The organism is Stenotrophomonas sp. GD03877 (genome assembly GCF_029840555.1).
Lineage (GTDB): Bacteria > Pseudomonadota > Gammaproteobacteria > Xanthomonadales > Xanthomonadaceae > Stenotrophomonas > Stenotrophomonas geniculata.
The window spans coordinates 59,010-79,640 of sequence record NZ_JAOCCT010000024.1; the positions used below are offsets into that span (position 1 = coordinate 59,010).

Here is a 20,631-nt window from a genome sequence, read left to right on the forward strand (position 1 = left end):
TGCGCGGCGTGGATCTAGAGCCAGCGGCCGTCGACCACCACGCGGCGCTCCAGCGGCACCGCAGCCACGGCCGCCGGGCCGTGGTCGGCACGCACGGCCACGAAGGTCGCCGGCCGGCCTTCGGCAATACCATGCTGCGGTAGGCCGATCGCCTGCGCGGCATGGGTGGTGACCATGTCCAGCGCCAGCATCAAGTCGGCATCGGTGTAGAAGCCGGACCGGTAGCCCAGCAACATCGCCCGCTGCAGCAGGTCGCCATTGCCATACGGCCACCAGCAGTCACGGATGTTGTCGTTGCCGGCGAACACGCGCACACCGGCATCATGCAGCGCGCGCAGCGGCGGGAACGGATGATCGCCCGGCGCGTTGCTCATGATCGCCACACCCGCCGTGGCCAATGCTTCGCCCACCTGCAGCGCGCGCGCCAGCGGCACGTCGCCCAGCGAATAGGCATGGCTGACCGCAACACGCCCCTGCAGGCCGGCAGCCCGTGTCCGCGCGGCGATGCGCAGCAGCTGGGCCAGGCCGGTTTCGCCCGGCTCGTGCAGATGGATGTCCAGCTGCACGCCGTAGTGCTCGGCCAGGCCGAACAGCAGCGCCAATTGGCCTTCGGCATCACCATCGAGCGTGGTCGGGTCGATGCCGCCGAGCACCTCCACGCCCGCGGCAAGCGCCTGCTCCAGCACCGCGGCGGTACCCGGACAGGACATCACCCCGGCCTGCGGGAACGCCACCTGCTGGATGCGCATGATGTCCGCACAGCGCAACGCCGCCTCGCGTACGGCTTCGAGATGGCCAAGCCCGGTGCTGGCGTCGATATCGACATGACAGCGCATCGCCACGGTACCGAAAGCACTGCACTGGCGGATCAGCGCCTCGGCACGGTCCACCATCGGTGCCGCACCCGCCACCGCCGCCTTCTCCACCGCCAGCCGCTCACGCAGGGTGTTCACCGGCTGGTGCGGGTGCCAACGGTCGCCGACAAAGCTCTTGTCGAGGTGGATGTGGCCGTCCACCAGGCCGGGCAGCACCGCGAAGCCCTCCAGGTCGACGCATTCCGTCCCGTCCGCCGGCGCGGCCTCGCCATTGAGGCCGCTGATGCGGCCATCACGGATATGGAAATGCAGCGGCGCACCGTTGCGGTCGACACCGCCATGGACGAACTGGAGGGTCATCGGGAACTCCCGGAATGCCAAGACTGCCGCCATCGTGCGCCCCGCCGCCACCATCGGCCAACGAAATATCTGGATGGCACACATTCACCAGAACGATGACTACCCTGCGACAACCGGTCGCAGCCACGCCGTGCACACCCCTGAACGGGTAACATGGGCGCCTGTTTCCGTTGTGATGCCGCATGGGCCCGTCCGACCGCCACGATCGCCTCCGCCGCTGGCAGGCCGCGTCCCTGCTTGCCGCCGCCCCGATCGCCAGCCTGTCCGCCACCGATGCTGCGGCCGCTGCGCCGCTGCAGTCGCCGCCGGGCCAGCAGCGCATCGCCCCGGCGGCACTGGTCGAGCGCCTGCACCAGCGCGTGCTGTCCGGGCAGAGCGCCACCGCCACGCTGGAACACTGGTGCGCCGAGCACGGCCTGGCCGAACAGGCGCGGGTGCGTGCAGTGCGCATACACGGCCAGGACAAGCCGGCCCCCGCCGACGTTCTGCAGTCGCTGGGCGCGACGCCGGGTACCGAACTGCGCTATCGCCGCGTACAGCTGGTCTGCGGCAGCCGCGTGCTGTCCGAGGCCGACAACTGGTACCTGCCCGGCCACCTCAGCCCGGCCATGAACCAGGTGCTGGACAGCACCGACGAGCCGTTCGGTCGCGTGGTCGGCCCGCTCGGTTTCCAGCGCCAGACCCTGGCTGACCAGACGTTCTGGCCGCCGCGGGGTGAAGGCGATCACGGCGTGATCCTGGAGGTGCGTGCCCTGTTGCGCGACCGCCAGCAGCAGCCTTTCAGCTACGTCATCGAGTCGTACCTCCAACAGGCGCTGCCGTAGCGCACTGCTGTCCCGGGCATGTCCCGCCGCTACCGACCCGTGATGGCGTTGGCGGCCGGGTCCACCGAAAACACGAAACGCCCGCCGTGCTGGTCCCTGCCCCACGTCATCGGTGCCGTGGTCAGGCTGTAGACCGGACTTGCCTTGTCCATGCCGATCGCCTCGGACCAGGCGCTGAAATCCTCATCGGTGCGGCTGCGGATCTCGCCGACACACAGGCTGTAGCCACAGGCAAAAGACACCAGCGTGCCGTCGCTGCCGATGAGCCGGGTCGCAGCCGTCCTGTAGAGCCGGGTCAGGTCCTGCACTTCCGGGTGGCCCGCCGCATCCTGCTCGAACTGGCTGATCGCCTGCGCAAAGGCGTTGTCCGAGCCCAGGATCACGTCGCTCTTTTCCGCCGACAGTGCTCCTTCAGTCAACAGCAAGCGCTCGCCCTCAAGGAAGTGTCCCTGCAGATCCGCAGGCCCTTGCCCGGCCGTCGCACGCGTCGATGCCGTTGGCACGCGCGCTGATCCAGCATCGGTCACTGCGCTGGAAAGAGACGGCACGGGCGCGGCGCTGGCCGCCTCCGCAGCATCGTCCACACTGGCCGCCTGCTTGCTGCTGCACCCGGCAATGGCCAGCACGGCAATCACACTCCACACTCTGGCATCCATGCGCATCATCCTCCGGGTATCGCCACAGCATGCCACGCGCGCAGCGGCAGCACCGGTGCACTGCACAAAGAAAAGCCCGGCAATGCCGGGCCTTTCGTTCGCCTGCCGGATCAACGGAACCGGTAATCCAGCTGCACCCAGTACTGGCGGCCGTACGGGTCGTAATTGCCGACCGGGTAGAACGGCCAGCCGCCTCCGTTCTTGTCCGCCGGCGGGCGGCTGTCGCGCAGGTTGTTGACGATCACGCCCACCGACAGGTTCTCGCCGAACTGGCGGAACACGCTGGCGTTGTACGTCATATACGGCGCGATGCGGCCACTGCCATCGGTCTTCGGCAGCGAGCCGAAGCGGTTGCCGTACAGCGTGGTGGTCCAGTCACCCTGGTTCCAGGTGATGCTGCCGTTGGCCTTGCTGCGCCACTGGTAGTCATCCAGCGAATTGCGGATGTCACGCTCCGGATCATCGGAGAACTGCCGGTATTTGTGCTCCAGCACCACCGTGTAGGCCAGGCGCGTGGTGAAGCGGCCATAACGGCCGGCATCGAAACGCCAGTTGCCCTTCAGGTCCAGGCCACGAACCGATTCGGAGGCGGCGTTGATCGGATTGATCAGCACACGGGTCACCTGGTCCGGCTGCACGGTTGCGTTGGACGGGTTGCGGATCACCCGCGACAGCGCGTCCTGGCACAGCGGTGAACCGATATCGCGCGCTTCGCCGCCCAGCGTGCGGCCCAGGCGGCAATCGGCCTCGTCACGCAGGATGCGGCTGGTATCGAGGCTGGTCACCTCGTTGTCGATGCGGATGTCGTAGTAGTCGGCACTGAAATCCAGACCAGACAGCGGCGACCAGACCACGCCGAAGCCATAGGACTTGGCCGATTCCGGCTGCAGCTGCGCATTGGCGCGGTTGCTGTAGTCGATCGACAGGCCGTTGTAGTCACAGTTGTCGTACGACTGGCCTGCGGTGCGGCAGCGCCAGTAGTCGGTCATGCCCGGGTTGTAACCGCGCGTCTCCGTCGCGAACACATAGTTCATGTCCGGCGCCCGGAAACTGGTCGCCGCCGTACCACGGATCAGCAGGCTCTCGATCGGACGGAACTCGACGCCAACGCTCCAGGTCGCCTTGCCGATGTGCTCGCCACCCGCACGGTACTGGTCGTAACGGCCGGCCAGCGTGGTGGTCAGCGACTGCAGCAGCGGCAACTGCAGCTCCACACCTGCGGCGTAGCGGTCACGCTCGCCACCGGCGCCGACGCCTGCACTGGTGTTCCAGAACTCGCCGGTTCCCAGGCGCGGGTCCGGGCGGTTGCGGTAGCCCTGACTGCCGGCTTCGACCACCGCTGCCAATGCAGCGTCGCCACCGGGCAGCGCGAACAGGCGGCCGTTGACGCTGGCGCTGAAGGTCTGCAGCCATGCCGCATTGCGGCTTTCCTGGTAGTCGGACAGGCCCTCGTATTCGTTCGGGGTCAATGGCTTGAACAGGCGTGCCGGGTCCGGCGCATAGACCTCAACGCCATTGCGTACGCCCAGCTTCGGACCCAGCAGGTATTCGTTGATGCCGGCCAGCAGCACCGGGCGGCGGGTGCGGTTCTCGTAACGCGAGCGGCTGTAGACCGCCTCATAGTCCCAGCCACTGTCACCGATCTGGCCACGTGCGCCGACGTTGAACGACCACGAGTTTTCCAGGAAGCGGTTGGCATTGCGCGGCAGGCCGCCGATTTCCTCCGGCGCGAAGCGGCGGTACCAGCTTTCCAGATTGCCGGTGGTCTGGTTGTAGAAGTAGTTGCGCGCCGAGGTCCAGGTCGGCGCACGCGTGTTGTTGTAGATGCGCGCGCTGCCCACGGCGACATCGGCGAACAGATCGGTGGTCTCGTTGACGTGGAAGGTCAGCAGGCCGTAGCCATTGAGGTTGCGCTTCTGGGTCTGCACGGTCCAGTAACTGGCGGCGGCCTCATTGCTGCCGCAGTACCAGCCCTGGCGCGGGTTGTTGGCGCGGAACACGCTGCCGCCATAGATCTCCGACGCTGCGTCGCAGCCGCTGACGCCCGGATCGATGTTGCGGCCGGTGGCAGCATTGCGGCGATAGGCGATCGCGGTCGCCTGCGGCGCCTTGCCGGCCGGGTCATCATCCAGCGAATCCATGAAGTCGCGCTGGCGCGCATGGATCGCCTTGCGCACATCGAACTCGAAGCCGAACAGCGCATCCCAACGCTCGCCGGAACTACCCCCGACCACCTGCGCGCGCTGGTTGTCACCACCGCCCTGCTGGGTGCCACCGGCGCGCACGTTCACGTCCACACCCTCAAAGCGGTCCTTGAGAATGATGTTGACCACACCGGCGATGGCATCGGAGCCGTACACCGCCGACGCACCGGCCGCCAGGACCTCGATGCGCTCGATCAGCGCACTGGGGATGTTGGCCAGGTTGACCACGTTCACCGAGCCCTCGTAGGCCAGCGGATAGTCGGCCTGGCGGCGGCCGTTGACCAGCACCAGCGTGCGGTTCGGGCCCAGCCCGCGCAGGTTGATGGTGTTGGCGGCCGGGGTGAAGGTATTGCCGAAGTCCTCGCCCTGCACGTTGCCGGTGTTCTCGGTCAGCGCGCTCAGCGCATCGAAGGCATTGCGGTAGCCCTGTGCATCGATCTGCTCCCGGCTGATCACCGTCACCGGCGAGGGCCCCTCGACACTGGCGCGCGGAATACGCGAGCCGGTGACCTTCACTTCCTGCAATGTGGTGGGTGCGCTTTCCTGCGCGAAGGCCGGCAGTGAGACCAGCATCAGGGACGACAGTGCGAGCACCAGCGGACGCGGGCGCGGCGCCTTGTGGGAGGCGGACATGGGCTTCCTGGGGAGTTTGGCGGGTGGTGGTACGGGACAGCGGCCTGTGCGGCACATAACGATCCCGTAACGAAAGTGTCCTGAATGGGGGGTTTCAACGGAAATGACCAGGCCTGATGGCCTTATGCCTGAACCGAATCAGACCCGCAGTGCCATTCGCCACACTTTTGCAATGTTTTGAATGGTGTGGCGCTGCGGGCACGGCCATCGTGCCGGGGATGATGACCCCGTATCCCACCTCCCTCCTTCCCCCGTTGCGCCCGGTACTGCGCCGTCACCTGCTGCAGCTGCAGGCCGCACCGGTCACCCTGCGCCCCTTCCAGCGTACCGACCTGCCGCGCTGGCGCCTGTTCGATGACCGCCGCCGGCGCGGCCGCCGTCACCCCGGCGACATCGACGAGGAGGCACGCTTTCTCGCCCACATGCATCGCTCGCGTCTGGAGCAGGACAACGACCAGCTGCTGCTGGGGGTGTTCGACGACGAACACGGCACTGTGCTGGATCAGCTGCACATCCGCCTGCAGTCGCTGCATGCGCGCAGCGCCGAGTTGCTGTCGCTGCAACACTGGCACCCGCATACCGACGCGGCGCTGCGGGCGCTGTGCCCGTTCCTGTTCGAGGATGTCGGCCTGCATCGCCTGTTCGTGATGCTGCCACCGGACTGCAATGACCCGTTCGCCACTGCGCTGCACGCCTTCGGCTTCGAGCAGGAAGGCCTGCTGCGCGACCATCATCTGGACCTGGAGGGCTGGCAGGATCGCCAGCTGCTGGCGCTGACCGCACCGGTCTGGCGAAGCCGCCAGCAGCCCCAGGGTTAGCGGACCCGCTCCAGCGACGCGCCTGCGCCGGTCAACACCGAGCAGGCGTGGTCCTGCAGCTCTTCAGCGCTGGCCTCGTTGCCGGTGCCGGCGTCCACACGGGTCGCCAGCAGAATGAAGCCCGGGCCGCCCTGCACCTCGTCCCGGCCGGCCACGACCAGGCTCCACTGGCCCACGTCGTACACGCCAGCGAGGTCATAGGCCAACAGATTGAGCGGATTGGCGGTCAGTTCCGCGCCCGGCAGCAGGCGGGCCTGGTACTGATGGCCGCGCAGCAGCACCGGCAACGGTGCCCAGCGGCTGCCGAGGGCGGCAGCATGCGTGTCCAGCGCCTGCAGCACGTCGGCACGCAGGCAATCCACATGGATATGCAGCTGGTGCTGTGACCGGCCGTGCGGCGAGTTCAAGGCCAGGCTGGCGACGTTGCGCGGCAGCGGTTGCCGCAAGGCCTGTTCGGTGTGGCTGCGCGCCTGCCAGGCTGCAGCGAAGTAGTTCGGTGCACCACGCTGGTACAGGCGGCGGTTCTCGATACCGCTGACCTTGTCCAGCGGCATCAGCAGGAACTGGTAGTCGCCGTGCGCGTCCTTGACCAGCACATCGCGGCGATCCGCGGCCGTCTCCACGCGCAGGCAGTCGCCGCGTGGACCTTCGGCGCCCTGGCAGTCACGTTCGATCAATCGCCATAACGCGTCGGAATGGGCCGGCGGCGGCGGCGGCGCGCTGGCGCAGGCGGACAACAGCAGCAGGGACGGCAGCAGGAAGGGGCGCAAGGACACGGAAACGACTCACGGAGCAGGCACGGCAGACAGCGCCGCGCTGCATTCTAGCCAGTGCGAAGCTGCAATCAGTAGGTGCCGAACGGCACTTCAACCACGATCGGTGCCTCGCCCTCACCCGCCTGCAGGCTGTAGCGATCCAGCGCGCCGTCGTCATCGGCGTGCGGCTGACGCTGGAAATGCAGCGGATAGCGAATGTCCCCCAGGCGGACGGCGCTGCCGTCGGCCTCCAGCGCGGCACCTTCGGGAATCAGCAGCCCGCCCAGGTCGCTGTAGGCGCCAGGCACATCGGCGAAGCTGTAGTCGGCCAGCTCGTCCACCCGTTGCATCGCATAGACGTGCGGCACATAGGGACGTGCCGGGCTGCGGCCATTGCTCAGGTCGGTTACCCAGGCCTGCGGCAGGTGGTACTGCTCGCGCAGCGCGGCCACGCCCAGCGAGGGGCTGGCCACCTGCAGGCAGCACACCGCGCGCTTGCCCTCACGATCGAGGATGGCGAAACGGTCACCGCGGGTGGCCGCCTGCGGCAGCATGGCAAACGCCAGATTGCGCTGCGCAGGCGCGTAGCCCGCTTCAGTCTGCAGGTTGCGCCAGGCGCCGAATACCGGGGATTCGACCGGCACGGGTTCCGGATCGGCAGCGCAGGCGGCAAACGCCACGCCCAGCAACGACAACGCCAGCGCCGTCATCGTCTTGTCCTTGCCGCGGAAACTGCCTGCCGTCATACCCTATCCAACACCTGCGCCGGAAAGGCCCGGCCTGCCCGCTGGCGTACTACCAGCCATTCCTCCCACTATGCAATGACCACGCTGTGCCGGCAATGACCGGGGCGCTGACGCCTTTCGCACGCTCGGTGCTATCGTTCCCGCCATCTTCCCCTGCGCAGGAGCGCTCGCATGTCCGCATTCCGTCTGTCCCTGTTGCTGCCGGCCTCTGCCCTGCTGCTGTCGGCCTGCGTCAGCACCCCTGGCCCGGAAGTCAAAGGCAGCGGCCGCTGCGACGCCAGCCAGCTGGGCTGGGCGATCGGCCAGCCGGCCAATGAGCCCAACATCCGCCGCCTGTCCCGCGAGAGTGGTGCCGGCCTGGTCAACCCGATCGGCCCCAGCACCATCACCACCAAGGACATCCGCCAAGACCGCCTGCGCGTGTTCGTGGACAAGGACAACGTCATCACCGCCACCCGCTGCGAGTAAGCGCCGCCTCAGTTTTTGTAGAGCCGAGCCCACGCTCGGCTGCTCTGCGGCCGGGCCACGCGAGAACCCGAGTCGAGCATGGCTCGACTCTACACTTCAGGGTTCGGTATAGCCGGCGCAGTCCGGCAGCGCCTGGTCCGGGTGGAACATGCCCTCGCGGAAGTGGAACAACCGCGTATAGGTGCACGCCGGATCCTGCTCGGTGCGCAGGTCTTTCTTCTTCAGCGGCCCCTTGGCCAGCGAATCCTCGAAGCGCGAAACACCGGCCGGGAACCGGGTCGCCACGGTCTGGTAGCGCAGCACGGGCATGCCCTCGGCAGCCGTATCCAGCGCCAGCTTCGCCGAGAAGCCGTACTCGTCGTGACAGGCGCCTGCGCGCTGCTTGCTGTCCTGTTCGCTGAAACAGGCGCGGATCATCGCGTTACCCCGCCATGGCAGGGTCAGCACATCATCGTCCACCTGGATGTCGTCCTGCAGGTGGCGCACGCGTGCCAACTGCAGCGTGGACGCGTCGGCACCGCCACCGGAGTACATGGTGCTGAACGTGACGATGCCGCCCACCAGCACATTCTGGCGGGTGCGCTGCTGCGGGTCGGTCACTGTTTCATCGCTGCCCACGCCCGGGGCCAGGCGCACGATCCACGGCCACAGCGACAGCTCGCTTTCCTGCGACACGTCGATGCTGACGTGGTAGGTGTGAGGCTTGCCCTGGCCCGGCCCCTTCTCAAGCACTTCCAGCACGGTCGGCCGGTCACCCTCCTCAGCGACCGGCTGCACGCGCACGCACCAGTTGCCGTCCCGCGTGCAGTCATAAAGCCCCGACGGCCCAGTCTCACTCGCGATCAGCACCGGCCCCAGCGGCTCCATCACGTTGCCGGCGGCATCGCGCTGCTGCGGCAGGATCGAGCCCTGGGCCAGCACCAGCACCGGGGGAGCCAGTAGTGCAACGCACACGATCGTGCGGACAACGATGATGGGCATGGAGGAGATTCCTGCTCGTGGAATCCAGATGGTAGCGCAGGAGTAACAGGACGATCGCGACCTGTCAGAACGGCGCTCCCAACTACGCCCCGCCAGCAGTCCGGAGAATGGCCGGAGGAGCGAAGCCGTCATCAGTTGGCGACTCGAAATTCTCACCATCCCAGCTTGCTTGACTGATCCACTCCACAGCCTTTTCAGCGAACTCAGCGAAAGTCGGAGCGAGAAGGTACTTGGTGTCTTCATCCCCACCAAAGGCAATCACCTGTCCTTCAGCACCGCCAATGTCGGGATCGAAATCCAATCCCATGTGATTGCCGCCACCATCGTGAGTCAGCGGTATCCAACGCGCATTGGTGTACATCGGCTTCACCACCCCCGCGGGACTCGACTTCATGAACTCCGCGCACTCCTCGTTCATGCCGTCGGCCTCGATCTCACGCCAACCGTGCCACTGCCGCCTGATCTCCACGGACGAGAGCATCTGACTGCCGAACAGAAGCCCAACCCCATCCTGCCCATCGTGAATCATCAGCAGCTGCCTTAGCAGATCTGGCAAAGCGACTCCAAGCTGAGCCTCCAGTTCAACCAACTCGCTTTCGGAGGCTCCCGGCCGCAACTGCACTTCATCCAGACAACTCTTCTCATGAAGCGACGCTTTGATGGACGCCCATATCTGATCTGCACTCTGCATTGGTTCTGTATCCGTCTCGGCCAAGACCTCAGCCTAGTACCAACCCGATCAGTGCGGAATGCAAGAAATCCGAATTTTCGGAGAGTACGCCGCTAGTGCCCACTACAGTCGCAGCTCCCCCAGCCCTTGGCTTTCGACGTCTGGCCGATACCGGGATTGAACGTATTGCTCGGATCCAGCTGCTTGTAGAACCCGGCCAGCGCCGGCTTGGCCGGGTACAGGTGGCCGACGTTGTGCTCAGCCGGATACTCGGCGCCGCGCTGGTCCAGCAGTGCCCACATCGCGTGCTCGATCTCCATCGCGTCTTCGCCCTTGCGCGCGATGTAGTCCTGGTGGAACACGTGGCACAGGAAGTGTCCGTAATACAGCTTGTGCAGCAGGCGGCCGTCGATATCCGCCGGTAGCTGTTCGAACCAGTCGGCGTCGTCACGTCGCAGCGCGATGTCCAGCGCGACGATGTCCTGCACCTGGTCACGATGCACTTCACGGTAGCGCACTGCGGCACCGGCCACGGCAAAGCGATGCAGGAACGCCTTGCGCCCCTCCTCCGCCGTGCAGTGGAAATAGCCGCCTTCGTGGCCGGCGAAGAACCCGCGCAACCAGGCCTCGGTTTCCGCAGCGTCCTGGGCAGAGACCTTCAGCAACAGGTGATGCTCGTAGCGTTGCCGGAACTCGCCCATGCGCTTTGGCAGGTGCGAGGGCAGCAGGCCGGTCAGCACCTGCATCACACGGTCGGTCACGCCGCGCAGGCCCAACCGCTCGAACCAGCCATCGACACGGCTCTTCAACGCGAACGCGGCGGGCACGCGGGAAGTGCCAAGGCGGTCGATCAGCAGGAAGCTGTCCTTGCCGTAGCGCTCGCCGATGTCATAGGCATCGCGGTGGATGTACTCACCGGCAATCGGCAGGCGCTCGAAGCCGGTCAGCAGCTGGCGCCGGATCGCAGTGAGGCTGCCGGTGCGGTTGCTACCGATGTAGAAGACCTCGGCGGCCTCCTTCTCGAAGGTATCCAGGCGCACCGCGAACACCGCCAGCTTGCCGGCCGAACCGGCCGCTTCGTAGTGGCGACTGGGATCGGCGTTGAAACGTGCGGGTGTATCGGCATCGACCTTGCGCACTTCCTCGGCATAGCGTGAATCGGAAGCCGCACGGCCGTCGCCATTGCCCACGTCGGCGGCCGTGTAGTCACCGGCCTGCAGGCGCTGCAGGATCTGCTCGGGCGTATCACCCAGCGCGATGTCCAGGTGATTGACCAGCTGCAACCGGCCCTCCGCGTCGACCTGCGCGTAAAGTGCCAGCTCGGTATAGGCCGGGCCACGGCGCACCAGCGCGCCGCCGGAGTTGTTGCAGATGCCGCCCAGCACCGACGCACCGATGCAGGACGAGCCGATCACCGAATGTGGTTCGCGGCCGAGCGGTGCCAGCGTCTGCTCCAGCCGGTCCAGCGTGGCGCCGGGCAGGCACAGCACCTGGCGGCCTTCGTTCAACAGCTGGATACCGGTCAGGCGCAGCGTGCTGACCAGCACGATCGGCCGCCCGTAGTCGTTGCCATCCGGGGTCGAGCCACCGGTCAGGCCGGTATTGGCCGCCTGCAGGATGATCGCCGCCCCACCCTGCACCGCTGCCTGCAGCACGCGCCACAGTTCCAGCAGCGTACCCGGGCGCACTACGGCCAGCACCGGGCCGTCGCCGAAACGATAGCCACGGCGGAAGCGGCGCGTGGCCTTGTCGCCGGTCAGTACATGGCGGTTGCCGACCGCGTCGCGCAACTGCGCCAGCACGGCATCGTGGCCACTCACGGCAGGCTGACCAGCGAATCGCGGCCGATGTCGGCGATGCGGCGCGCGCCGGTCAGTGTCATCGCCACGCGCATCTCCTTGGCGATCAGGTCCAGCAGGTTGGCCACGCCGGCCTCGCCTTGGGCGGCCAGCGCATAGACGAAGGCACGGCCCAGCAGCACGGTGTCGGCGCCCAATGCCAGCATGCGCACCACGTCCAGGCCGGTGCGGATGCCCGAATCGGCGAGGATCTTCAGATCACCCTGCACGGCATCGGCAATCGCCGGCAGTGCGCGCGCGGTGGACAGCACGCCGTCCAGCTGGCGGCCACCGTGGTTGGAGACCACGATGCCATCGGCACCGAACTTCACCGCGTCACGCGCATCATCCGGGTCGAGGATGCCCTTGATCACCATCGGGCCCTTCCAGAACTCGCGGATCCATTCCAGGTCCTTCCATGAAATGGACGGATCGAAGTTGCTGCCCAGCCAGCCGATGTAGTCCTCCAGCCCGGTCGGGTTGCCGCGGTAGGTGGAAATGTTGCCCAGATCATGCGGGCGGCCGAACAGGCCCACGTCCCACGCCCAGTGCGGATGGGTGATGGCCTGGCCGATGCGGCGCAGCGAGGCGTTCGGGCCGCTCATGCCGGAGTGTGCATCGCGGTAGCGCGCACCCGGCACCGGCATGTCCACGGTGAACACCAGCGTGGTCACGCCCGCGGCCTGTGCCCGCTCCAGCGCATTGCGCATGAAGCCGCGGTCGCGCAGCACATACAGCTGGAACCACATCGGCCGCTGGATGGCCGGTGCCACTTCCTCGATCGGGCACACCGATACGGTGGACAGGGTGAACGGGATGCCGCGGCTGTCGGCCGCGCGCGCCGCCTGTACCTCACCGCGCCGGGCATACATGCCGGTCAGGCCGACCGGCGCCAGCGCCACCGGCATTGCCAGCTTTTCGCCGAACAGCTCGGTTTCCAGGCTCAGGTCGGACATGTTGCGCAGGATGCGCTGGCGCAGCGCGATGTCGGACAGGTCGGAAACGTTGCGCTTCAGCGTGTGCTCGGCATACGCGCCGCCATCGATGTAGTGGAACAGGAACGGCGGCAGCCGGCGTTGCGCTGCGGCACGGTAATCGGTGGAGGCGGAGATGATCATGGGGTCAACCGTGTGGGGAAGGTAGACGCGAGGCCCGCGCACGCCGGGCTTCGTTGTCATCGAGGGTGCGCAGCGTGGTGTGCACGAACTCGAGGTGGGCATGCGCGGCGGCGCGCGCGCGTTCGGGGTCGCCTGCCAGCACCGCGTCCATCATCTCGCGGTGCTGGTCGGACAGCGGCGAGAAGGTCCTCGCCGAGGTGTAGAGCTTTTCGCGGCTCTGCGAGATGTTGGTCTGCAGCAGCTCGAACAGGCCGCGCATCACCTGCAGCAGCACCAGGTTGTGCGAGGCCTCGGCGATGGACAGATGAAAAGCCGCGTCGGCCTCCGCTTCGCCGGTGGGGTCGTCCTTGCCGTGCGCGTCCATCATGGTCTGGAAGGCCTGCGCGATGCGCGTGCGGTCCTCGTCGGTAGCGCGCAATGCGGCATGCCAGGCGGTGGCACCTTCCAGCGCGTGGCGGATCTCCAGCACGTCGAAGCGGTATTCCGGGTCGCCCTGGAACAGCGGCAGGTACGGCGCCAGCGGTTCATCCAGCGCCTGCCGCGCGCGCGCCGCAGGTTCGGCTACATAGGTGCCGCCACCGACGCGTGCGGTCAGCAGGCCCTGGCTGGCCAGCTGCGCGATGGCTTCGCGCAACGCCGTGCGCGAGACCCCCAGCTGCACCGCCAGGGTGCGCTCGGCCGGCAGCCGGTCACCGGGCTGCAGCTGTTGTTCATGCACCAGGCCGCGCAGCTGTGCGGCCACCTTGTCGGAAATGCGTTGCGTGCTCATGGCGCCATTGTGGCCCGAAGCGCGCAGCGGGTGGTCGGCCAACCGTGCATGGCTCAGGGAATCATCCAGGTCAGCCAGTAGGCCTGGGCCAGGGTGATCAGGCCGACCATCGTGGTGAAGATCAGGCTGTGCTTGACCGTGAAACGGAACAGGTCCGATTCCTTGCCGGCCAGGCCGACCGCTGCGCAGGCAATGGCGATCGACTGCGGCGAGATCATCTTGCCGGTGACACCGCCAGTGGTGTTGGCCGCCACCAGCAGCACGTCGGACACGCCGATCTGCTGCGCGGTGGTTGCCTGCAGGGCCGAGAACAGCGCATTGGACGAGGTATCCGAACCGGTCAGGAACACGCCCAGCCAGCCCAGGAACGGCGAGAAGAACGGAAACGCGTCGCCGGTGTGCGCCAATGCCAGCGCCAGCGTCGCCGACAGGCCCGAATAGTTGGCGATGAAGGCGAAGGCGAGCACCATGCCGATCGAGTAGATCGGCATGCGCAGCTCGCGCACGGTTTCGCCGAAGGTGCGCAGCGCCGAACGGGCCGGCATGCGCAGCGCGATGATCGCGATCACCGCAGCGAGGATGATCGAGGTACCGGTGGCCGAGAACCAGTCGAACTTGTAGACGGCTTCGTAGCTCAACGGTGCATCCACGATCGGCGGCATCTTCTGCACCATCTGGTCCAGGCCCGGCACCGGGATCTTGAGCACCCAGCTTTCCAGCGGGCCACCCGCCGCGAACAGCGACTTGAACGGCTTGATGCTCCACAGCGTGACCATCGCGGTGAGGATCAGGAACGGCGACCACGCCCTGGCGATCTGGCCAACGCTGTAGCGGGGCGCTTCCAGTGCCTGTGCAGCTGCCTCGGCGCTGGTTTCGGTATCGAAGCGGAAGATCCGCACCGGCTTCCAGCGACGCAGGAACAGGGTCAGGCACACCAGCGACGCCAGCGACGCGGTGATGTCCGGCAGTTCCGGGCCGATGAAATTGGAGGTGAGGTACTGTGCGATAGCGAACGAGCCACCCGCGACCAGCACCGCCGGCCAGGTTTCCTTGATGCCACGCCAGCCATCCATGATGGCCATGATCCAGAACAGCACGATGATGGTCAGGAACGGCAGCTGGCGGCCGGCCATCTGGCCGATCTCGAATGCATCCAGGCCGGTGACCTGCCCGGCCACGATGATCGGAATGCCCATTGCACCGAACGCCACCGGCGCGGTGTTGACGATCAGGCACAGGCCGGCGGCATACAGCGGCTTGAAGCCCAGCCCGACCAGCAGTGCCGCGGTGATCGCCACCGGCGCACCGAAACCGGCCGCGCCCTCCAGGAAGGCACCGAAGGCGAAGCCGACCATCAGCATCTGCAGGCGCTGATCCTCGGTGACCGAGAGGATCGAGGCGCGGATGATGTCGAACTGCCCGGTCTTGACCGAGACCTTGTAGAGGAATACGGCACCGATGATGATCCAGGCGATCGGCCACAGGCCATAGACGAAGCCGAAGCCGGCCGCGCCAAGTGCCTGGCTCAGAGGCATGCCGTAGAACAGCAGGGCCACGCCGAGTGCGATGGCCACGGTGATCGTGCCGGCCAGCCAGCCCTTCATGCGCAGCACGGCCAGGGCAATGAAAAAGAACGCGATCGGCAGCAGCGCGATCAGGCTGGACAACCACAGGTTGCCGGCGGGGTCGTACAGGTGTTGCCAGGGCTGCATGAAGACTCTCGACTGGATGCGGAAGGTGCCCCACCGCAGGCGGTGGGTCGCCGTGACTGTCGATTATTGGTCGTACCAATAAAGATTTCGATCAGACCACTTGCAGCGGATTTAACCGCCACTCCGACGAAGAGCCTATTAGACCATAGCGCTAGATGCCATATTGGTCCGACCATTCAGGCCGCCATGGTAGTGCCGGCCGCTGGCCGGCAACTCGAGATTCCTTACGAGATCCGTTTCTCCAACCGCCGCATCACCGCCAGCACCAGCACGCACAGCACGCTGACGCCGATCGCAATCACGTATTTACCGATGCCCACGGCGATGCCAATGGCCGCCGCCATGATCAGTGAGCTTGCGGTAGTCAATCCGCTGACCTGGTCTTCGCGTGAGCCGCGCAGGATGGTGCCAGCGGCAACGAAGCCAACACAGGCCACCACCGCTTCGATCAGACGGACCGGGTCGACCTGCAGCAGGTCGCGATAGCGCTCCTGCTGGAAATGCTCAGCCACCGAGTCGCCGAGGCCGACAATCAGTGCGGCGGCACCGGCGATCAGCATGTGCGTGCGCAGGCCCGCCGCGTGCTTGCCCATCTCGCGCTCGACGCCGAGCACGCCGCCGAACAACATGGCTGCGGCCACGCGCAGCAGGATCGAGACATCCTGGGTGAGTTCCATGGGAGAGGCTCCGGGATTTTCCCGGAGCGTCGCGCGGCAGCCGTGGCACAACGGTGAAGGCCGCACCACAGCCCGTTCACCCGGCAGCGCCGGGCCCTGCCCGGCATCACCGTCGCCTGCGATTACCGCATCATTGCGCCAGATAGCCACCATCGATGGCGTAGTACGCGCCGGTCGCGAACGAGGCATCGTCGCTGGCCAGCCAGGCCACCAGCGCCGCAACTTCCTCGGCCGTGCCCAGCCGCTTCAATGCATGGCGGCCTTCCAGCGTGGCGCGCACCTTCGGGTCCATCTTCTCCAGCAGCGGTGTGCTGATGAAGCCCGGGCCGACCGCGTTGACACGGATGCCGTCGGCCGCATGTTCCCAAGCGGCGGTCTGGGTCAGCCCAACCACGCCGTGCTTGGCCGCCACGTACGCAGTGGAACCGGCATAGCCCACCTGGCCCAGGATCGAGGCCATGTTGATGATGCTGCCGCCGGTTCCAGCGGCTCGCATCGCCTGGATCTGCGCACGCTGGCACAGGAACACGCTGGTGAGGTTGACGTCGATAACCCGCTGCCAGCCATCGATCGGATAGTCACCGCTGCTGGCAGCCGGCCCGCCGATACCGGCGTTGTTGACCGCCACATGCAGGCCGTCGAGTTCCTTGATCGTGCGCTGTACTGCCGCCTCCACCGCAGCGTCGTCGGTGACGTCCAGCGCGATGCCGATGGCCTGTGCACCCGCATCCCGCAACTGCGCCACGGTGGCATCGACCGCATCCTGCTTCAGATCCCAGACCGAGATCCGCGCGCCGGACGCCGCCAGGGTCTGCGCCACAGCCAGGCCTATACCGGACACGCCGCCGGTCACGATCGCGGTCTTGCCGGTGAGCTGGTAGTCAATCATCTGCGTTCTCCATCAGTGGGGGTATCGAAGTGGCCTGCAACAGCCAACCGCCCCACCCTACGCGTGCGCCCGTGATGGCCTGGCTGACATCGCGTCCATGGCGGATCGTTCCAGCCATGAAACCTCAACTCAAGTTGATGTATGGAATTGCGTGCGGATATGCATGCAAAACGCTGGCGTATGTTCGGCGGCATTTTCACTTTGGCCGTAATCGTCAATCGTTTTGACCATATTGAAATCAAAAGCGCGCGAATCGAGGCGACAATGGGAAACGTTTCCATTTTCTCCGACACATTCAATTCAACCTGGTGTTCCCCCCACACTCCAGAGTGCCCATGCCACTGCTTCCCAGCATGTCTCACGGGTAACGACCGGATCTGCATCTGTGTTGCAGAGTGCGTGGGCGAGGTAATGCCAGCGTCCACCTCCAAAGCACGTGCCGAGCGATGTCCCGATATTTCACTTTTGCTGATTACCGCCGCTTCGGCCACCGCCATGGCTTCGATTACCGCGCCGACCCGGAACACCTGCGCGACGACCAGTGGGCCGGCCATGGCGAGGTCAACGAGCAGTTCCTGCGCGGCGGCATGAGCCTGATCGCCTCCGACGTCCATAATCGCTTTCCTTATGTGGCGACCGCCCATCAGAGTCCCGGCCTGGCCATCCGCGTGATGCTGCAGGGCCAGGTCGATGTGCGCATTCCGCGACGCGCTGGTTTCACCCTGCGCGCTGGCACGGCAATGACCGCGCACCACCGCGAACAGGTCGAGATGACGGGTGCGCATCCCGGCGAAACGCGCATGCGCGGCGTCAGCGTGATGGTGCCCGGCCAGATCGACCCGGACCTGTTCCATCTGCCGCAGCTGGAAACCGCGCTCAACACCCACCTGGAATGCCGCCACTGGGCCATTCCGCATACCCTGCTGCCAGTGCTGGGCCAGCTGTTCGACAGCCCATGGGAGGACGGCATCGACGCCTTGTGGCGCGAAGGCGTCGCACTGCAGCTGCTGGCCGTTGGCCTGAAGGCCGAGGATCTGCAGACCGACCATGTACGAACGCTGCGCGCGGGCCAGCGCGAGCGGCTGGAGCGTGTGCGCGCCTACCTGCACGACGATCCCAGCCATGCCCACAGTCTGATCGAACTGGCCCAGTTGGCCTGCATGAGCCCGAGCTCGCTGCGCCGTCATTTCGCCCAGCAGTACGGCTGCTCGGTATTCGACTACCTGCACGAGCAGCGCATGCGCCACGCCGAACAGGGGCTGCGCGAAGACGGATGGACGGTTGAGCAGGCCGCCGCCGCCAGTGGTTACCGCCACCCCAGCAATTTCGCCGCTGCATTCCGCAAACGTTTCGGCCTGGTACCCAGCCGCTGGCGCACGGGCCCCTCGAAGGTGGGCTGAAGGCTGGTGCCCTGATAGGTGCCGACCTTAGTCGACACGCTCCCGTGCCATCGCGGAGGCCGGCCAGCGGCCGGCACTACCAACGCCGCCGGGCATGGCCCGGCGCTACCGACACCGCACATCCCCGGGTAGCGCCGGGGCATGCCCGGCGTCACCCTGGCCGCTTCAATACACCGGCAGATCGATGTAGCTCGCCTGTGCCGCGCTGTGCCAGACCCGCTGCGTGGCCTTCTGGTAATCGCCCGGCTTGGCCAGGTAGATGTTCGGCACGTAGGTCTGCGGGTTGCGGTCGTACAGCGGGAACAGGCTGGACTGCACCTGCACCATCACCCGGTGCCCCTTCTGGAAGGTGTGGTTGGCGTTGGGCAGATCGAAGCGGTACGGCAGCACTTCGTTGGCCGCCAGCGGCTTCGGATCACTGAAGCTCTCGCGGTAGCGGCCACGGAAGATCGCCAGCGACACCGGCAACTCATAGCCCCCCATCTCCGGCGTGGACGCTTCCTGGTCCGGATACACATCGATCAACTTCACCACCCAGTCGCTGTCGGTGCCACTGGTCGAGGCCTGCAGATGCACCACCGGTGCGCCGCCGATGCGCAGCGGCGCGGCCAGCGGTTCGGTGATGAAGGTCAGCACGTCCGGGCGACCATCGACGAAGCGCTGGTCCTTGACCAGCCAGGTGGTCCACATGTCGCGGTCACCGAAACGTACCGGGCGCGGCACGAACGGCACCGGCTTGGCCGGATCGGACACATACTCCTCGAAGTCGCCCTCGCCCGCCGCCGGCGCCTGGAACGCCAGCTTGCCGCCGGCGCGCAGGAACAGCGGCTTGCTGCTGGCGGCACAGCCCTTGTCGCAGCTGCGCGGCCAACCCTTCAGGCGATCCCAGTGGTTCTCACCGGTGTTGTAGATCAGCACCGGCGGCGTGTCCGCCTTCGGCGCACCGTCCACCAGGTACTGGTCGAAGAACGGCTTGAGTACATCACGGCGGAACTGCAGCGCGGTATCGCCATCGAACTTCAGCGCGCCCAGTTCGCTGCCACTGTAGTTCACCTGGCTGTGCCGCCACGGCCCCATCACCAGGTAATTGCGGTTGTTGCCGCTGTCGCGCCCTTCCATTGCCTGGTAGGCATGGTTGGCACCCCACATGTCCTCCTGGTCCCACAGGCCCTGCAGCCACATGGTCGGCACCTTCAGCGGTGTTTTCGCCATCACCGCATCCAGCGCCTGGCCCTGCCAGAACCCGTCATAGGCCGGATGCTCAACCAGCTTCTTCCACCAGGTCAGCTGGTCCACACCGGTGAAGCGCGCGTAGTCGCCGGCCGAACCGATGCGCAGGAAGGTGCTGTAGTCGTCGTAGCCGAGGCTGGGCAGCGGCGTGCCCTTGCCGCGCTTCTCGGTCTGCATCGCGAAATAGTTGAAGTTGACCTGGCGGAACGCACCGTAGTTGAGCCAGTCGTCGCCCATCCAGCCATCGACCATCGGGCTCTGCGGCGCAGCCACCTTCAGTGCCGGATGCGGGTCGGTCAGCGCCATCACCACGGTGAAGCCCTCGTACGACGAGCCGAGCATGCCGACCTTGCCATTGCTCTCCGGTACGTTCTTCACCAGCCAGTCGATGGTGTCCCAGGCATCGGTGGAGTGGTCCACCTTGGTGTTGTTCAACGGCCCGCGCAGCGGCCGGGTCATCACGTAATCGCCTTCGGAGCCGTACTTGCCGCGGATGTCCTGGAACACGCGGATGTAACCGCCGTCGACGAACACCTCGTCGCCCTGCGGTAGCAGGTCGCGCATGCGTGGCGAATCACTGCGGCTGGCGCGGCCAGCGGCATCGTAAGGTGTGCGGGTCAGCAGGATCGGCGCGTTGCGGGCGCCCTTGGGCACCACGATCACCGTATACAGCTTGGTGCCGTCACGCATCGGCACCATCACCACGCGCTTGTCGTAGTCGCGACCGACATCAGGGGCAACGAAGGGCTTGCCGCTGATGTCCGGGGTCATCGGCGGGGTATCGGCGGCCAGCACGGTGCTGGACAGGCAAAGGGCAATGGCTACAGCGACGGCACGCACACGCATGGACAACCCCTCCCGGCAGGAAAGCCTCAAGCCTACTCCTGCCCCGAGCCGTGAAGTGTGTGCGGGCTTTGCATTCTGCGGTGGATGCAGGCAGGACTGATGGCACATGTGCTGCCCGACGGGCACGCATCCATCTGGCCGTTGTAGAGCCGAGCCCACGCTCGGCTGGGGCCACCGCAACCTCCCCGAAGAGCAGCCGAGCCTGGGCTCGGCTCTACAACA

Annotated in this window: 18 protein-coding genes; 4 read left to right on the forward strand and 14 right to left on the reverse strand. The window is 66.4% G+C overall.

Annotated elements, in window-relative coordinates; all coding sequences use genetic code 11:
* Positions 1-14 precede the first annotated feature (14 nt).
* Positions 15-1,175, reverse strand: a complete 1,161-nt coding sequence (locus N5D20_RS16915; protein WP_279915115.1) for an amidohydrolase family protein — start codon at positions 1,173-1,175, stop codon at positions 15-17.
* A gap of 182 nt (positions 1,176-1,357) precedes the next feature.
* Here N5D20_RS16915 and N5D20_RS16920 point away from each other — a divergent pair, with 182 nt between their 5' ends.
* On the forward strand, positions 1,358-1,999 hold the full coding sequence (locus N5D20_RS16920) for a hypothetical protein (RefSeq protein ID WP_043401982.1): 642 nt from the start codon (positions 1,358-1,360) through the stop codon (positions 1,997-1,999).
* A 29-nt stretch (positions 2,000-2,028) separates the two neighbouring features.
* On the opposite strand, the gene N5D20_RS16925 is transcribed toward N5D20_RS16920, so the two are convergent.
* Both N5D20_RS16925 and N5D20_RS16930 read right to left on the reverse strand, forming a co-directional pair.
* On the reverse strand, positions 2,029-2,661 hold the full coding sequence (locus tag N5D20_RS16925) for a hypothetical protein (protein ID WP_279915116.1): 633 nt from the start codon (positions 2,659-2,661) through the stop codon (positions 2,029-2,031).
* A 104-nt stretch (positions 2,662-2,765) separates the two neighbouring features.
* Positions 2,766-5,492 (reverse strand): TonB-dependent receptor, encoded by a 2,727-nt coding sequence (locus tag N5D20_RS16930; RefSeq protein WP_279915117.1) that lies wholly within the window; start codon positions 5,490-5,492, stop codon positions 2,766-2,768.
* Positions 5,493-5,713: 221 nt separating this feature from the next.
* Between N5D20_RS16930 and N5D20_RS16935 the strand changes: the two genes are divergently transcribed.
* The gene (locus tag N5D20_RS16935; RefSeq protein ID WP_224328256.1) at positions 5,714-6,310 is read left to right on the forward strand and encodes a GNAT family protein; all 597 of its coding nucleotides are present in this window, start codon (positions 5,714-5,716) and stop codon (positions 6,308-6,310) included.
* Here the strand turns inward: N5D20_RS16935 and N5D20_RS16940 are convergent.
* Entirely contained in the window at positions 6,307-7,086 is a 780-nt protein-coding gene (locus N5D20_RS16940) for a CDP-diacylglycerol diphosphatase (RefSeq protein ID WP_279915119.1), read from the reverse strand. The two genes, N5D20_RS16935 and N5D20_RS16940, sit on opposite strands and share 4 nt — an antisense overlap.
* Before the next feature lie 68 nt (positions 7,087-7,154).
* A complete protein-coding gene (locus tag N5D20_RS16945) occupies positions 7,155-7,811 on the reverse strand; it encodes a hypothetical protein (protein WP_010485068.1) in 657 nt (218 codons plus the stop codon).
* Positions 7,812-7,982: 171 nt separating this feature from the next.
* On the opposite strand from N5D20_RS16945, the gene N5D20_RS16950 reads away from it, so the two are divergent.
* A complete protein-coding gene (locus tag N5D20_RS16950; protein ID WP_010485066.1) occupies positions 7,983-8,279 on the forward strand; it encodes an I78 family peptidase inhibitor in 297 nt (98 codons plus the stop codon).
* Positions 8,280-8,375: 96 nt separating this feature from the next.
* Here the strand turns inward: N5D20_RS16950 and N5D20_RS16955 are convergent, their stop codons facing one another.
* The 8 genes from N5D20_RS16955 to N5D20_RS16990 form a co-directional block, all read right to left on the reverse strand.
* Positions 8,376-9,260, reverse strand: a complete 885-nt coding sequence (locus N5D20_RS16955; protein WP_197598188.1) for a hypothetical protein — start codon at positions 9,258-9,260, stop codon at positions 8,376-8,378.
* A gap of 82 nt (positions 9,261-9,342) precedes the next feature.
* The gene (locus tag N5D20_RS16960; protein ID WP_197598189.1) at positions 9,343-9,951 is read right to left on the reverse strand and encodes an SMI1/KNR4 family protein; all 609 of its coding nucleotides are present in this window, start codon (positions 9,949-9,951) and stop codon (positions 9,343-9,345) included.
* Positions 9,952-10,043: 92 nt separating this feature from the next.
* Positions 10,044-11,750 (reverse strand): D-lactate dehydrogenase, encoded by a 1,707-nt coding sequence (dld, locus tag N5D20_RS16965; protein WP_279915121.1) that lies wholly within the window; start codon positions 11,748-11,750, stop codon positions 10,044-10,046.
* Positions 11,747-12,886, reverse strand: coding sequence for an FMN-dependent L-lactate dehydrogenase LldD (lldD, locus tag N5D20_RS16970; protein WP_010485059.1), 1,140 nt, complete (start codon positions 12,884-12,886; stop codon positions 11,747-11,749). Before lldD ends, dld begins: the two co-directional genes overlap by 4 nt.
* A 4-nt stretch (positions 12,887-12,890) precedes the next feature.
* Positions 12,891-13,655, reverse strand: coding sequence for a transcriptional regulator LldR (lldR, locus tag N5D20_RS16975; RefSeq protein ID WP_029379987.1), 765 nt, complete (start codon positions 13,653-13,655; stop codon positions 12,891-12,893).
* Between the two features lie 53 nt (positions 13,656-13,708).
* A complete protein-coding gene (lldP, locus tag N5D20_RS16980; protein ID WP_227199616.1) occupies positions 13,709-15,367 on the reverse strand; it encodes an L-lactate permease in 1,659 nt (552 codons plus the stop codon).
* A 224-nt stretch (positions 15,368-15,591) separates the two neighbouring features.
* Positions 15,592-16,044: an MgtC/SapB family protein gene (locus N5D20_RS16985; protein ID WP_005410036.1), complete on the reverse strand. Its 453-nt coding sequence runs from the start codon at positions 16,042-16,044 to the stop codon at positions 15,592-15,594.
* Between the two features lie 130 nt (positions 16,045-16,174).
* On the reverse strand, positions 16,175-16,933 hold the full coding sequence (locus N5D20_RS16990; RefSeq protein WP_049452746.1) for an SDR family NAD(P)-dependent oxidoreductase: 759 nt from the start codon (positions 16,931-16,933) through the stop codon (positions 16,175-16,177).
* 446 nt (positions 16,934-17,379) lie between these two features.
* Here N5D20_RS16990 and N5D20_RS16995 point away from each other — a divergent pair, with 446 nt between their 5' ends.
* The gene (locus tag N5D20_RS16995; protein ID WP_010485049.1) at positions 17,380-18,333 is read left to right on the forward strand and encodes an AraC family transcriptional regulator; all 954 of its coding nucleotides are present in this window, start codon (positions 17,380-17,382) and stop codon (positions 18,331-18,333) included.
* A 165-nt stretch (positions 18,334-18,498) separates the two neighbouring features.
* Here the strand turns inward: N5D20_RS16995 and N5D20_RS17000 are convergent, their stop codons facing one another.
* Positions 18,499-20,409 carry a CocE/NonD family hydrolase gene (locus N5D20_RS17000; RefSeq protein WP_019338311.1) on the reverse strand — a complete coding sequence of 637 codons (1,911 nt, stop codon included), beginning with the start codon at positions 20,407-20,409 and terminating at the stop codon, positions 18,499-18,501.
* Positions 20,410-20,631: the final 222 nt, after the last annotated feature.